The organism is Chitinophaga sp. 180180018-3, assembly GCF_037893185.1.
Taxonomy (GTDB): Bacteria; Bacteroidota; Bacteroidia; order Chitinophagales; family Chitinophagaceae; genus Chitinophaga.
Genome location: NZ_CP140772.1, coordinates 5,959,907 through 5,975,340, shown reverse-complemented (window position 1 = coordinate 5,975,340; position 15,434 = coordinate 5,959,907). Strand labels below are relative to the sequence as shown.

At 48.5% G+C, this 15,434-nt stretch carries 11 protein-coding genes; 3 read left to right on the top strand and 8 right to left on the bottom strand.

What is annotated here, in order from left to right; translation table 11 throughout:
- Positions 1-29 precede the first annotated feature (29 nt).
- Entirely contained in the window at positions 30-587 is a 558-nt protein-coding gene (locus UNH61_RS23170) for a DUF1543 domain-containing protein (protein ID WP_326994393.1), read from the top strand.
- A 60-nt stretch (positions 588-647) separates the two neighbouring features.
- Here UNH61_RS23170 and UNH61_RS23165 read toward each other — a convergent pair whose 3' ends face one another.
- Positions 648-1,910: an acetyl-CoA C-acetyltransferase gene (locus UNH61_RS23165; RefSeq protein ID WP_326994392.1), complete on the bottom strand. Its 1,263-nt coding sequence runs from the start codon at positions 1,908-1,910 to the stop codon at positions 648-650.
- Between the two features lie 233 nt (positions 1,911-2,143).
- Here UNH61_RS23165 and UNH61_RS23160 point away from each other — a divergent pair, with 233 nt between their 5' ends.
- Positions 2,144-4,522 carry an ABC transporter permease gene (locus UNH61_RS23160; RefSeq protein ID WP_326994391.1) on the top strand — a complete coding sequence of 793 codons (2,379 nt, stop codon included), beginning with the start codon at positions 2,144-2,146 and terminating at the stop codon, positions 4,520-4,522.
- Positions 4,523-4,527: 5 nt separating this feature from the next.
- Here UNH61_RS23160 and UNH61_RS23155 read toward each other — a convergent pair whose 3' ends face one another.
- On the bottom strand, positions 4,528-5,502 hold the full coding sequence (locus UNH61_RS23155) for a D-glycerate dehydrogenase (protein WP_326994390.1): 975 nt from the start codon (positions 5,500-5,502) through the stop codon (positions 4,528-4,530).
- Between the two features lie 200 nt (positions 5,503-5,702).
- Here UNH61_RS23155 and UNH61_RS23150 point away from each other — a divergent pair, with 200 nt between their 5' ends.
- Entirely contained in the window at positions 5,703-8,090 is a 2,388-nt protein-coding gene (locus UNH61_RS23150; RefSeq protein ID WP_326994389.1) for an ABC transporter permease, read from the top strand.
- Positions 8,091-8,111: 21 nt separating this feature from the next.
- Here the strand turns inward: UNH61_RS23150 and UNH61_RS23145 are convergent, their stop codons facing one another.
- The 6 genes from UNH61_RS23145 to UNH61_RS23120 are packed head-to-tail and all read right to left on the bottom strand — an operon-like array spanning position 8,112 to position 15,431.
- Positions 8,112-10,622, bottom strand: coding sequence for a glucosaminidase domain-containing protein (locus UNH61_RS23145; protein WP_326994388.1), 2,511 nt, complete (start codon positions 10,620-10,622; stop codon positions 8,112-8,114).
- A gap of 27 nt (positions 10,623-10,649) precedes the next feature.
- A complete protein-coding gene (locus UNH61_RS23140; protein WP_326994387.1) occupies positions 10,650-12,206 on the bottom strand; it encodes a M15 family metallopeptidase in 1,557 nt (518 codons plus the stop codon).
- A gap of 14 nt (positions 12,207-12,220) precedes the next feature.
- A complete protein-coding gene (locus UNH61_RS23135; RefSeq protein ID WP_326994386.1) occupies positions 12,221-12,958 on the bottom strand; it encodes a hypothetical protein in 738 nt (245 codons plus the stop codon).
- Complete coding sequence (locus tag UNH61_RS23130) at positions 12,948-13,223, bottom strand: hypothetical protein (RefSeq protein WP_326994385.1); 276 nt, start codon at positions 13,221-13,223, stop codon at positions 12,948-12,950. Before UNH61_RS23130 ends, UNH61_RS23135 begins: the two co-directional genes overlap by 11 nt.
- Positions 13,220-13,372 carry a hypothetical protein gene (locus UNH61_RS23125; protein ID WP_326994384.1) on the bottom strand — a complete coding sequence of 51 codons (153 nt, stop codon included), beginning with the start codon at positions 13,370-13,372 and terminating at the stop codon, positions 13,220-13,222. The genes UNH61_RS23130 and UNH61_RS23125 overlap by 4 nt, the downstream gene beginning before the upstream one ends.
- Before the next feature lie 4 nt (positions 13,373-13,376).
- Positions 13,377-15,431 carry a hypothetical protein gene (locus tag UNH61_RS23120; RefSeq protein ID WP_326994383.1) on the bottom strand — a complete coding sequence of 685 codons (2,055 nt, stop codon included), beginning with the start codon at positions 15,429-15,431 and terminating at the stop codon, positions 13,377-13,379.
- Positions 15,432-15,434: the final 3 nt, after the last annotated feature.

Genomic DNA, 15,434 nt, shown 5'->3' with positions numbered 1-15,434 from the left:
GTACCTTCCTGCTCTGAAAATATAAACGAATGGCGCAGTTAAAATTGTTTATGGTATTGATCGGATGCAAACCGGAAGGGCGGCATACTGAACAGCATGATATATTCTTTGGCATTGGCAGTGAGCTGAGGGACCTGATCCCTGATATGCTGGCATTCTGGCCGGAGGCAAACGGGAAGTTACATATCGATGGCTGGAGGGAAGTTAATTACGTGGATCAGTACCAGGTGAAAGTGGTGGAAAAGCAGGCAGCAGCGAGGGAAGCAGCGCAGTTGTTCTTCCTGAACCTTGGCGGGTATAAGCCAGGCGAGATGGAAGAGTTTCACTACAAGATTGTTAGTGTGAAGAAAGATATCGGAGAAGCTATCCGTGCTGCCAAGGAAACTACGTTTTTTAAGCATACCACCTTTGAGGATGCTACCTCACATGTGGATGATAAATACGGTGTAGATGTGGATGATATTTATGCTGTGAAAGATATTTTGCCTGCGCATCTCAAGGAAAAATACACCCTGGAGATCAGTCCCGCGGGGGAAGCCACATCCGATCAGTTATACCTGGGATATTTTCAGCTGAGTAAGATATAGGCTGGATAACGGCCGTAACAACCCGCTCCGGTAAGCTCCGGGGCGGGTTTATATTTTCCGCTACCTTTCCAGTATAGCCACTACACCCATACCGCCGGCAGTGCAGATAGATACCAGCGCGCGGCCGCTTCCGCGCTGTTGCAATATTTTGGCTGCCTGGGCTACGATACGTGTGCCCGTTGCTGCGAATGGATGGCCGATGGCCACGCTGCCGCCTTTTATATTGAGCCTGGTTCGGTCGATACTGCCGAGAGGCTTATCCCATCCGAGTTTCCTGCAATAGTCCGCATTTTCCCAGGCTTTGAGCGTACACAATACCTGACCACTAAAAGCTTCATGTATTTCATAAATGTCGAAGTCTTGCAGCTGCATATGATTGCGTTTCAGCATACGTGCCACGGCGTACGTGGGCGCCATCAGCAGGCCCTCTCCATTCACATAATCCACGGCAGCAGTTTCTGCGTCTATCAGATGCGCCATTACCGGCCAGTTCTGTTGCTGGGCATATTCTTCGGAAGCCAGCAGGAGCGCAGATGCGCCGTCGGTATAGATGGTGCTGTTGCCAGCGGTAAGTGTACCCTGGCCGCTGAAGTCGAATGCGGGCTTCAGGTTGGCGAGGCGTGCAGGCGTAGTATCCGGGCGGATGATGGTATCTTTGCTGACTCCTTTGAAGTTGAAAACGAGGTCGCTAAAGAAACCTTCGTCCCACGCTTTGGCGGCATTCATGTGGCTGTGGTAGGCGAGGGCATCCTGTTCTTCCCGGCCAATGCCCCATTCCTTTACCATCTTCTCGGTATGTTGCCCCATCGATAAGCCTGTTCTGGGTTCAACGATGGAAGGATATACAGGTTTAAGATCGCTGAAACGTATGGAAGAGACTATTTTCAGCCGTTCACCGAAAGAACGTGCTGCCCGGAGATCAGTGAGTTTCCATACCAGCTGTTGCCGGAACTGAAGGGGGAGGTCGCTGTTGGTATCACTGCCTCCGCTGATGCCTACGTCTATTTGGCCACCGGCGATACGCAGCCCGAGTTGCAGAGTAGTATCCAGGCTGGTACCACAGGCGCGTTGCACATTATAGGCAGGCGTGTGTGGATCCAGGGAGGTGCCGAGTACACATTCCCTCGCAAAATTCCAGTCGGTCGACCGGTTGAGTAGTGCGCCCAGCGCCACTTCTCCCAGTCGCTTACCTGCCAGCCCGTAGCGGGCTATCAGCGCGCTCAGGCAGGCAGTCAGCATTTCCTGGTTGCTGATGTGATTATACTCTTTGAATGATTTTACGAAGGGGATACGTTGCCCGCCAATGATTGCCACTTTTTTCATAGGAAGACTTTAAATAAAGATAAGCTTTTAGGTGGTTAGCAGCATCGTGTTTGTTTATCTTACAGAGATGGCAGTGGGGAAGGTTATCTTGTCCGGAGACGAATCAGCATGTCCGCTAACGGACAGTGATTAAATCCGGAGATCAAGCCAGTAGAGGTTTTTTATGTTGGCGTGGTTTGTGAATAACCTGCTGTCGGCAGCTGGTCGCTGGTTGCTTTCTAAATCCTGTTTCTATGCTTCTATGGTACAAAATAGCGTGGCGGAACATCCGCAATAATCTTTCTTTTTCCCTGATCAATCTGGTGGGACTGACTGCCGGTTTCGCCGGGGCAATGCTGATATGTTGCCTGTTGCATTACCACCTGAGTTTCGATAGTTTTCATCAGGATAATGACCGCATTTACCGTATCGTATCTGAGGGCTCGTGGCTGCGGGATGCGCATTCTTCCGGTGCGCCTCAGCCGGTAGGGAAAACAATAAGGAATAACTATACCTACGCCGAATCGGTGGCGATGGTGGCACAATGGGGAGCGCCGCAGGTAGTGGTGGGCACGGGTGATAAGCGGCAGCTGTTCAACCCGGACTGTGTGTATGCAGAGCCCTCGTACTTTGATGTTTTTTCTTTCCCTTTTTTGGAGGGAAATGCCAGTGCTTTAAAAGAGCCATATACGGCTGTTATTACCGAGAAGGAAGCAAAGCGGTTTTTTCCGGGGACAGCTGCCATGGGGAAACAATTCCTGGTTGATAATAAATACCTGTATACCGTTGCCGGTGTGCTGAAAGATATTCCTGAGAACAGTAGTTTTCAAAAGCAGGTGTATTTGTCGTACGCCAACTTTGCTGTTGTGAGTCCATGGATGGCGGGTGATAGCAGCTGGAGTAGTCTGAGCGGAGGCATACAATGTTTTGTTAAGCTGCGGCCAGGTATTTCAGCCGCAGCGGTAGAAAAAGGAATGCCGGAATTGCTGAAGAAGTATGCACTTACAAATGGTGGTGGTTTAACCTTACATCTGCAGTCGTTGCGGGATATTCATTTCAACAGAGCCTACGATGGAGTGATTGCGCGGAGGCAGCTATGGGGATTGGGGTTGCTGGGACTTTTTCTGGTAATGATGGCAGGTATCAATTTTGTGAATCTCACCACTGCCCGTTTGTTTTTCAGGTCAAGGGAAGCAGGTGTGCGTAAGGTGTTGGGGAGTTCCGCCGGACAAATCCGCTGGCAGTTTATTCTTGAAACAGGATTGATGGTGGTGGTAGCAGTTGTACTTTCTGTGTTGGTAGTATATAGCGCGCTGCCCTGGTTCGGGCGCACATTCGACGCGGGCATTAGTGCCGATGATTTGTATCAGCCCTACTTTCTTTTATTTATTGCAGGTTTGGTGGCAACGGTGACGTTGCTGGTAGGCTACTATCCCGGCAGTATACTGGCCCGGTTGAAGCCGGTGGAAACCATCAGGGGAAAACTTATTCAAAGCCGTACCTCAGGCGTATCACTGCGGAAGATACTGGTGGTTGTTCAGTTTGCCATTGTACTGTTTATGATCAGCTGCACGCTGATCATTGGCAGGCAACTGCGTTCCTCTACTGAAACAGATATCGGATCAAGGAAGTCGGGCATCGTTATGCTCAATCTGCCATCAATCAAAAATGGGAAACAGGTGGATGCGTTGCGTAACCGGCTATTGGCACAAACAGGAGTGCGTAATGTGAGTTTCTGTTTTTCTCCGCCGTTATCCGCCATGTATCAGACGAATGACTTTCGTTTCGACAGCCGCGCCGGCGGTGAATCTTTTCAACTAAATCTAAAGGCCGTGGATACCGGCTACCTATCTGTATTCGACCTGAAATTACTGGCAGGGCATAATCTCTACGGAGGCGATACGCTGAATGGCTGTCTTGTTAATGAAACCTTTGTTAAAAAGGTAAACGCCGGGAAAGCAGATGCACTGATCGGTAAAAAAATACAGGTGGGTGATCTGGAAGCCACCATCCTCGGTGTTGTGAAGGATTTTCATACCAGTAATTTCCATAGTGAGATAGTACCGGTTTGTCTTTTCAGCGATATGGGCAGCTATACCTCCTGTGCGGTAAACCTCGATGTACGTGATATGAAAAAAGCAATAGCTACACTGGAACAGGTATGGAAGAACACTTATCCTGATCAAACCTGGGATTATTATTTTCTCGATGATTCCATCCGTAACCTGTATCATGCAGAGGTATTATTATTTTCTGTAACACAGCTTTTCTCCATATTGGCGGTATTGGTGGGTTGTATAGGTTTATTAGGACTGGCATCGTTCCTGGCCATACAACGAAGGAAGGAGATCAGTATCAGGAAAGTACTGGGAGCCAGTGTGATGAATGTATGGTGGTTGTTTACGCGGGAATTCGCCTGGCTGGTGCTGATTGCAATGGTAATCGGCATTCCGGCTGCCTGGTATGTGATGCATCATTGGCTGCAGGACTTTGCTTATCGCCTTCCTATTAATGGCGGAACTTTCCTGTTACCGGTAGCGTTGACGTTCGCAATGGTGCTGGTTACCATAGGCATAAACTCCGTGCGGGCGGCACTGGCCAACCCGGTACGGAGTTTAAGAAATGATGAATAATTGCTTTACAGGGAATAGATATGATTCACCGGATTAGGTACCGGCAGCCCATTCAACGCGGCAATAATATTTTCAGCCGCAATGCGCGACATCGCATTCCTGGTTTCTACAGTAGCAGAGCCTATATGCGGTAACACGGCTACTGTAGGCATTTGCAGCAATGGATTGTCCGGTTGCATAGGTTCCGGGTTGGTCACATCCAGGCCGGCGCCCCATATCTGCCCGGTTTCCAGTGCAGTAATCAGGTCGGCTTCGTTATGGATACCGCCTCTTGCCGCATTCACGAAAATGGCGGTGGGCTTCATTTTACTGAATACTTCTTTGTTGAACTTATTAGCTGTTTCCGCAGTGAGTGAAGTATGCACACTTAACACATCGCTCTGCGCCAGCAGTTCGTCGAACGAAACGTATGTGGCACCCAGCTCTTTTTCTGCGGCCTCATTCCGGTTACGGTTACAATAGATGATCTTCATACCGAAAGCCGCCTTACAACGCTTTGCCATCACATAACCAATATGGCCGAGGCCCCAGATGCCCAGCGTTTTACCTTCTATGTCAATTCCCAGATTAGCGGTTGGGCTGGAAAATTTCCAGTCGCCCCGCAATATGCGCTTATGCTGGTAAATGGCTTTCCTGGCAGATGCCAGCATCAGCAAAAAAGCTGTGTCGGCAGTAGCATTGCTTAATACACCCGGTGTGTTCGTGATCTGCAACCCCAGTTCTGTAGCAGCTTTCAGATCTACATTGTCATAACCTACAGAAAGCAGGCTAATCACTTTCAAATGCCTGCACTGTTGCATAAAGGCACGGTCTATGTTCTTCCCGCCGGCAAACAATAACGCATCACTCTCGCGGCAATGCGCTATCCGCTCTTCCAGGGTCATTTCTCTTTCATTTGTCCATTGGGTAACGTTGATGCCTGCACGCTGCATCAACATCAGTCCTTCTTCCGGAATAATCCTCGTTGTAAATACTCTCATAATAGAATTTTAATGCTGGCCTTTAAATTTACAAATAATCAGGCAGTACATAAGCGCTTCCGGGAAACAGCTGTCCATTAGCGGACACACCTGTCTGAAAGCGAACGTTATAGGCGGAATATAGTTTGTGTAATTTCCTGATAGTCAGTTATAAAAACTTCCGGCATCCTTTTTATTTTTATTGGGCAAAATCGTATGAAATGTTCAGGAACTATTGCAAGATTGCCTTCCGAAATCTGATAAAAAGTAAGTTCACATCTTCCATCAATATAGGTGGATTGGCTATCAGTCTTGCTGGTTTCATCATTATCCTGTTATACGTTAACCATGAGTTGAGTTACGATCGCTGGGATCCAAACCTGCAAAGTGTTTACAGAATTTCCTCGCAGGAGGAGGGGAGCTACGATAATAAAAATGTGCCGGTTCTTACAGCACAGCTGCTGCAGGAACATGTGACCGACATAGCAGTTTATACCCATGTACAACCTTCCGGCAACTACGAAGTACTGATAGGCGCCGGGGATAATAAAGTGTATCAGAAAGATGTGGTAATGGCCGATAGTAGCTTTCTCCAGGTATTCCCCTACAAATTACTGGCAGGCAACAGGACTACCGCTTTTAATCAGCCTAATTCCGCCCTGATAACCCCGGCACTTGGCCGTAAGCTATTTGGTAATACTGATCCTATCGGGAAAATGATCATGGTGTACAACAAGGTGCCGTTCACGGTGACCGGCGTTTTGGAGGTGCCCGATATTCCTTCCCATCTTCATACAGCACTTATATTACGTGATCCCTTTATGGGTCAGGTAACTGGCTGGGGAAATATATCTTATACTACGTATGTGCGTTTACGTAAGCCGGCTGCAGTATCCGCACTGGAAAGCAAGATCAATACTGCTTTTTATGATCATCATCTGAAAACCGGTAGTCAGTCTTATGAGGCCTATCTGAAGAGCGGCCATCATCCATCCCTGATGGCGGAACCCATTGCCGATATACACAATTTCCCCAGGTTCGGTAAAAGTCCATTTAAAACAACCATGATACTGCTATCGCTTGCGGGCTTGTTGCTGTTGAGTGGTGCGCTCAACTCAGGAAACCTGATGCTGGTGAAAACTCTGAGAAGGGCCAGGGAGGTGGGTGTACGAAAAATAATGGGATCCGCGCGTCACCAGGTAGTGACGCAGTTCCTGCTGGAAGTAGCCTTCCAGTGTTTACTCAGTCTGGCGCTGGCGTTGTTACTGTGCCTGGCGTTGCTGCCTGCATTTAACCGTATGTTCGACTTGTCGTTGTCACTCTTCCGGTTATTTTCCTACAACATGTTGCTGCAATGCGGGGCGGCGTTGCTGGCCATTATACTGATCTCCGGTTTATATCCTGCGCTGATGTTTGCCCGTCAGCAGGCTGCAGCCATGCTGAAAGGTGCGTTCAAACCTGGTGCGGGTGGGAAGCGCTTTAGCCATTCCCTGATTGTATTGCAGTTCACTGTATCTGTTTTCTTCATCGTTAGTGTACAGGTAATGGCTCACCAGATGGACTTTATGAAACACCGGGATATTGGCTTCAATCCTCAGCAGGTGATACAGGTGGAAGCGGGGCAACGTACCCGGGAAGAAAACTTTGAAGGAACCAGAGTAAAGTTATTGGACATTCCCGGTGTAGAGCTGGTGTCGAAAACAACATCAGTGCCGGGCAGTGTGATGGATACCTCGCATGTGGGATTTCATTATGAAGGAAATTCCCTCTCACTTACTTCGGTGAGGGTGAGCACCGATTTCTTCCGGACGCTGAGCATACTGGTATTGAAAGGGCGGACATTTATGGATAGTCATCCGGAAGATCTGGACAATACCGCTATCATCAACGAAACTGCCGCAAAGCGGCTGGGCATAAAAGATCCGGTAGGTTCGCTGATCCGTTTTGCGGCGTGCGACAGTGTGCCTTACCAGATTGTGGGGGTAGTGAAAGACTTCCAGGTGGTGGGCTTCGACAGTTATATTGCTCCAACATTGTACAGTATTTCCAATGCACATTGTACGTATATGTCGGGAGGCTCGCTGTTACTGAAAGTAAGAACAGCGAACCTGGAAAAAACAATAGCGGCCATTGGCCGTTTATGGGAAACCGTGGAACCGGGTATTCCGCTCCGGTACTCGTTTCTGGACGACAACTTCCAGCGCCTGTTTAATGACTACAACCGCTTGCAGCATATTGTACATGTATTTACGCTTGTTTCCATACTTATTTCCATCATGGGGTTACTGGCGCTGACGGTGTATATGACCGAGCAGCGGGTGAAGGAAATTGGTATCCGTAAAGTATTGGGAGCGAGTGTGAGTAGTATTGTAGGTTTATTATCGAAAGATTTTCTTATACTGGTCATCATTTCCATTTCCATTGCCAGCCCGATAGCCTGGTATCTGCTGGAATATTGGCTGCGCGACTTTGCTTACCGCACGGATGTGAGCTGGTACCTGTTTGCAATGGCAGGCGCCGGTACTCTTCTGATCGCCTTTGCCACAGTGGGCTTACAGTCGCTGAAAGCGGCTGGCGCCAATCCTGTCGCCAGCCTGAAGATGGACTGATTTATTTCCTGCATCAATCTATTACAACGCCTGTATATGCAGGTGATCCAGGGCATCCGCAAACAAATAGCGGATGTTTACGCCTCTTCCCTGGGCATTATTGATAGCAGTGCGTATAGCGTTGCGCGATGTTTCATTGGTGATATGATTCAAGTCGGTAGCGGTGCTGCCGGTAGGCGAATGTTCGTTCCAGCGGTTAGGGAGGAAGAAATTGCCTGTGGTGGGCAGATCCTGGTATTGTGTCATCAGGGTAGGAGGATGTGTGTCGTTATATACGGTGATATGCCTGTTGTAAGTGGTGAAGTCGTGGTCAGCACCTGCTCCGTCGGCGTACGGCGGCCTGGGCAATCCTAATGCATAGCTGCCCGGGGCCAGGTTGTTGATGGCCACGATTACGGCATCCAGGCATTGCTGCTGGTTACGCACATCTATGCGTTTTCCATCAATATGACTGATATCAACAGCGGTACCATTGGAATGGTGGGATGATGCCGGTCGTATATAACTGAGGATACTGAAGGCCGGATTGGCGGTTGTGTTATGATCCAGCGAGAAGTACATGATCTGGGTGATGCTTTGCAGCAATGGGAGTGAGGGCGTGAAGGTATTGCCATTCAGTGTATAATTTCCATGCTCCCTGATGTACTGCAGCTGTTGCCGTACTGGTTGCGGAATAAGTGCCCTGCCGGGTCCGGAAAGAATGTCGCCTGCGAATTCCTGTATAGTACTGCTGTTGGCTCCTGATACGGCTGGTGCCGGAGCGGCCGGCGTTGCCTGTTGCACATCAAAACGGGTAAGGTTGTTACGATCGATGAGCTGAACAAGGGTGTTGCCATAATTCGGATCGGTGGCGTATCCTGCACGTGCGATTTCTCTGGCGAACTGCCGCCCGTCATCTGTATGACTGAATGCTGCCCGGTACCTGCTGTTATTGACAAGGAAGTTGCCGTGATCGGTGAAGCTCTCTGCCGCGTTCGCATATGACCTGAAGTTATCTTTTACTCTCCATCTGTATTTTACATTACCATTACTGTCGGTGAATTGTTCTATGGAGATGACTTCCGGATAAGGATGCCTGCTGCGATCGTTATCGCTGTGTACTTCTGTGGTGGTTAGCAGCTGCGTTGCACCTGTCCAGCTGGAACCAGCTTTAATGCCAAAGAAGTTGAAGCCGGGTGCATGCCTGCCCCAGCCGGATTCCAGTGCCGCCTGTGCCAGGGTAACGGACGCGGGTACACGTGTTTGACGCATACTGTCTGCTGCATTCTGGCCATATTGCTGAATAAAATCTGATTGTACGGAGAAGTCTTCCGCGAGTGTCGCAGCTTCATCCATATAACCATTATAATCCAAGGAGAACGATTGTGCTCCACTTGCCACAGGTGCATTGTACAGCTCTATTTCAGCATTGCGGCGGTTGATAAGCCCCTGCGAGTCTGTCAGTGCTCCGTGTTGCCTTATTTTTACCCACTTGCGCATTTCGGTAGGAACGGCGCTGTAATTGCCCTGATTGAGTAACCTGAGTAAGGTGGATCGCCTGAAGTTATCGACACCAATGTTGTATACAAAACTTACGAGGGCATCGAACTGGTTCTGGTTGAGCGTTACCGTTACCTGTTGGTTAACGGCCTGCTGAAAGTTGTTAAGGCGCGCTGTTAGCAACTCTGTAGCTCTTGCTTCATCGACGCCGTTGAGATAGGGCTGTTCGGAAGCATCACTGCCATTGCAATTACCTTTATGAATCAATGTACCGTAACCGATGGTGCAGTGGCCGGCCTGGTCGTTGTACCGCTGTGCCCTGAACCCTTCCAGTCTTTTAATGAGATCTACGCCCCTCGATGAAACAACGGACATTGTTTCCGTATAGGTATCATCTGTTAAAGAATGAGCAGTAGCTGTTCCTGCAGCGAAGTGTACGATCTGTATTCTGCCATCCCATGCCTGGCTTACGCGTACTTCTCTTTCAAATTTTGTAAGGAATTCGGAAAATCTTTCCTGGTAAGAGTTTCCTCTTGCAGGGTCAATGATGGTGAGTTGTGTATCCTGGGCGTTGCCATTGCCCCTGATAGCTGTTACGATACGCGCATGTATGCCAAAGTTGGCATCGGAGCCTTCGGCGGTAGTCACCCACAGCGGCCCGTAAGTGCGCAGCAAATGTTCCCAGCCGGTAACATTGAGGCTTTGCGGGTATTCGAACTGCATTCCGGCAGCCTGCAGAAATGGTATTTTTTCAGCAGCGCTGAGGCCCTGGTTGTTCCTGAATTTTGTAAGATAAATAGGTCCAATGTTACCCATGGCAGTTTCAATCGAGAAAGCCATCTGCCTCCGCCAGCTGATCATCATGGTGGCAACAGTAGCCCAGCATACCATGCCGGTAGGCTGTCGTAGCGGGGTGATAACACCAGGTATGGTGTAGTCTACGGCATCAAATGAATTAGCAAATCTATCTACAATAGAGGCAGCACGGGCATAACCATTGCGCCTGCGCTTTGCGCCAAGCTGGCTGTCTATTTCGATGAAGCGGTTTTCCATTTTAAACGGATTGTATAGCTGAAAAAATTAAATTGCTTTGCCTAGTTCAAAATGCATCCCATCTTTATGTCCGCTGAAATGACCTCCCCAGAAGAACCCATTTTGATTAGCGATGGCCACCAGCTCTCTTACGCAGCCTGTATGGCCCATCTGTGCAGGTTCCTGGCCAAATGGGTTTTCTGCTGCATTGATGTCGAAGGCAGTGCCCCATGAGTGATTGCTCAGTGGTCTTGGACTGCGGCCTTCGGTGTGCCGTATGAAGCGCGCTGCGTATCCGCCTTCAAAGGAAAGTATCCTGTCCAGCAGCCCCGCGGCTTCCCACGCTGCCCAGAGGCGTTGCAGCCTGTCGGCCCCCGCCCGGTGAAAGAGGATGGCGCCATGTTGTATGGGCCGTCCGTTCGCCAGCTTGCCATTTAGTTGTGGTATGTTAACACTCGTTATATTATCGTGTACCCAATTATCCGTTACACGGATACCATCGCCATTGAAAGTAGTTGGGTCCGCCACATACGCAAAGGTGCCAAATTCAGCGGCGCGTTCCTGTGTGGTTATCGGGCGTAAGTTAGTGGGCCTGGGAGGGAATTCCGGCGTAGTGGCGCCCGGAGGGCTCATCTGTGTACTGGGCGCCGGTTGCGCTTCCACCGTAGCTACGGGTTGGCTTTGACCTTGTTTGCGCATTTCATCGAGGTCGCGTATGAATTCGGAGGGGTCAAAGTCTTCCTGCTGGCTCACAGGAGTAGGTGCAGGTGCTGCCGGAGGTGTGGGACGCCTGGGCGGTGCATCCGGCACTTTATCGAATTCATTGAAACGATTGTTCAATTCTTCTGTATTCACCTGTATAGTACCGAGGTCGTAGGCGTTGGCATACTTCATGTTCTGCGCGATGCGGTCAAAAATGGCATGCTCATTCTTGAAGCCAGGATCGTTGGCTGGCGCCGCTTTGCTGTCGTCAATAGATTGTTGTTTGCCAAGCTCGTCGCGATTCACGGTTTTCTTTGAAGCAGGGTCGTATACTTTTTTTCCGGAAAGTATAGCCTGCAGATCGTTCACTATTTCTTCCTCACTGGAGGATAATGAGCCACTGTTATCAGCAGGAACGCTGCTGGTTGCAGGGCTTTGTTGTTGTATATTTTTAATATCGTTGATCAGTGCATCTGTATCTGGTTTATCGGGTGAAGGCAGGTCCGCGGCCTTTTCGGTGGATAGCGGGTCCAGCACATCGGTTTGCAGATCCTGGTTCTTGCTGACGGTAGAGGAGGTAGATATGAAGTCGGTTCCCTGGTAGGGAGATTCATAACTATCATTACTATACGAAAATGATTGTACTACATATTCTTCGTCGTTTTTATCTTCTGCAACGGAATATGACTGTACAACGTATTCATCAAAAGCATCCCCGTCCTTGTCCTGAGAGGTTGCTACAATATATTCCCGGAAAGGCTCGCTGTCTTTCCCCGGTATTATTTCACCATTGTCAAAACTCATCGTCAGTGTCTTCCTTTTCTTCCTGGGTGGGCGATGACAGCCGTAGTAATCACTCAGCATGTCATCGTAGCAGGTGTAAGGTGTTTGTTTCTTCTTCATATACTGTTAGCATTTTAGATCCGGATATTCATTTTTACCAAAGTATAAGGATCAAATGTCATGATCAGCTCTGATTCATTTTGTGTGATATGTTGTTTATTCAGAAATATCTTTACTTCATTGGCATTGAATTCCATTACTTCCGCCAGTTGGTTGTTGATCACCGTTACCGGAGGATATTTAGGATCAAGCGTGAAGTTTTCACCTTTTACGTGCAGGTAGGGGCGCTTGTCTTCATCCAGTGAAAGGCTTACTCCCTTTACTTTCGGAGGGGTCATGTTCCGCCTGGATTTCTGGATCTGGTTAGCGAGTGTTTTGTAATCAATTTCATTATCGGATGCCCGTTGTATATCCACCTGTTTTTTTTCTATCTGCTGCAGGTCATCCACTGAATTGACGCCCATCTTGCGTAATTTACTGAGTGTTTTCTGATCTACTCCTATATCTTCTATATTAGTATCGTTCTTCAATCCTGAAATTTTCGTAGTAGCCCTCACCTGCTGATCGGTAATAGATCCCAGCTGTATATTCACTTTCGAAGCTCCCTGCTGGCCTGGCTGTGCGGTGATGAACCTGATGGTGTCGCCATCGAAAGTTGGGAAGATGTTGAGATCAATAGCCAGATCCTTCACCGTGTATGTTAGCGGTTTATTGATCGCTTTGATGGCCAGTGTTTCGCGGGTTTTATCCAGCTCCACTACCAGCGAGTCTACAAAGTCTTCAAGGTTCCAGTATTTGTTTTCATTCGCCATTTTCCGGTGCGATATATTTTTCAGCTTTGATGGTAATACTGTGGTAAGACGGTAAAAAACTGGTACTTACCCGGTACATCGGAGGCACGCTGCCTATTGTTACTTTGCCGTTGTCGTCTACACTGATATCCAGTTCCACCGGCGTGCCTATTTCTATTTCATAGATGTAGGAATGAACACCATTTTCTTCGTCTGTAAAATCGCCGGGGATGCTCAGCAACTTATCTACGATTTCTCCGAAGGAGATAAATGCTTCGTCCATCATGATGCTTTGATTTTTGTGACGGGATTCAATACCACCTTCACATTTACTTCAATCTCAAAGCCTTCAAATTTGTAGGCCTCCGCATCATCGTCGTGCTTTGTTTCGCTGTTGTCGTCGTCAGACAAGCTATATATATAAGGATAGTCCATATGCTTATTGATTATTTGATTTGATACCCAATATTCTGACACTTACGGGCAAGGGGAATTTTACTTTAGTACTCGTTGCCTGGTTTACATATCCTTCCGGACTAAGTGATTCCACTTTTCCCAGCGTAATCTCAAAAAGCCTGAACACAGGCACTATCCATACCATGCCCTGTTCATACGTTCTGCCTCTCAATTTGATGTTATAGATCATTTCTGCTGTATTGGATCTTGCAAACCCGGTATTCCTGATGGCACTGAGCTGTTCATCCGGCAGCGGGGAATTACCGTCCCAGCCGCCGAGCAGTTTGTTAAGCTCTGTGATGCTGAGCTCTATCCCGGCTTTCATTCTGCCGGAGGTAGTGTCGGTAAGACTTTCTTTATCTTTTTCATCTATTGATAACTTCGTAGGGGTGACACCGTTAGATGTGTGATCGGCAGACAGAGAAACCGTATACCTGGCATCTACATTCAGTTCCCAGAGTGATTTTGATTTTCCCAGTGAGGGCGACTGCCATACCTTATTCCAGAAAGAGCGGTATACCTTCATGTCGGTCAGTTCTTTTTCACCGGAAACGGCTTCTCCCTGGCTTTGCACAAAGTATTGCTGAACAAAAACGGCGCTGGTGTTGCCGATCGCCTTATATATTTTTTCCCCGGATGTTTTCCACCGCATTTCTGCGAATATTTCGATGTTCTTGTTCAGTGGGATACTGCTTATTTCATTCTTCAGGAATTCAAACTCCATAATGATATTGGCCATTATATCTTTTTTCCGGAATGTTTTTTCCAGCAGGAGTTGTTTGGTAGCAGGATCTTTGAAATAAAATGTATAGATCGCCCGTGGTAAAGGTTTTTTGGGAGATGAACTAACATTCAGTTTTATTTTAAAGAGGATCTTATCAGCCGGTTGCAGCAGCAATACGTCTTTGCCATTATGCGGCGTTAGTTTCAGCGATTCGAAAGTAAGTATGACTCCATTGCTGAGTGAGTAGGCGGCATTGTCCAGTGACAGCGATTGTGCGGCAGCGGGGGCAGGAGCAGGCTGGGGCTGTGTGTTCTGCAACTGGGCCAATAATTGCGCCAGTACTGCAGGATCGATATTGGGCGCTCCTCCTCCTGCGGCGGGCTGGTTCTGCATCAGTTGCTGCATCATCATCCTGCGTTGTACATCGCCTGCCAGTGTGCTCATTAACTGGTTGTTGGCCTGCAGCGTTTGTAGTTTGTGCTGATTGGCTGCATTCACGAGTTGTGGCAGCAGCTGTAAACCCTGCTGGATGATAGGTCCGGCCATGCTGGCGAGTAGCGCGTCGTCGATGCCGAATACAAAGGGTTTTGAGAACTGGTTGTTATCAGGCCCGGCGTCGCTGTAATTGCCGAAGCGGTTATCGCTTTCGGCAGCATAGCTTACAGACTGTTGTCCGCTGAACCCAGGTATAGATGGCGCTACGGCACGCAGTACAGCACCAAGTAAACTGGTAAGCATGCTGGTGCTGCTGTTGGTAGCGCCATTACCGGGCGTAGGTGTAGCAGTGCCCGTTCCCTGTGGGTTCAGGTAACTGATGGCCGCGGGCAATACTGCTCTTACAAGGCCTCCGAGGATATCTTCTATGGAGGTTTGCTGCGACAGCAATTGTTGTTCGGCTGATATATTTCTTACGGGGTTGAAATCTATGGTATCCATCATAGTACTTGCTGATGATGAGAGGTTAAAGTGCATTGTATTGATCTGCTGCATGGCAACAGGTACTCTGATCACTTTGGAAACTGCCGGCGATTTGCCGTTGTTGTCTTTCGCACTATACAGCTGTACGAAGCAGTTTTCGCGGTCAAAATACTTTTTGGGCAGTGCTACTTCTTCTTCACTATCTCCCAGGAAGGTGAGCTTCCTTTTTTGCTGGAAAGGTGTCACTTTCGAAATATCATCCACCCATCTGATTCCCGCCCTGGTGATAATCTGCTTGCCTATCTTGAACCGGTAGTAATTGTTGGTACCTATATCTATCTTAAAATGATAGCTATGGTTGTCTGCCGATTCCCAATGTAAAATAGCCAGGCTCATAAT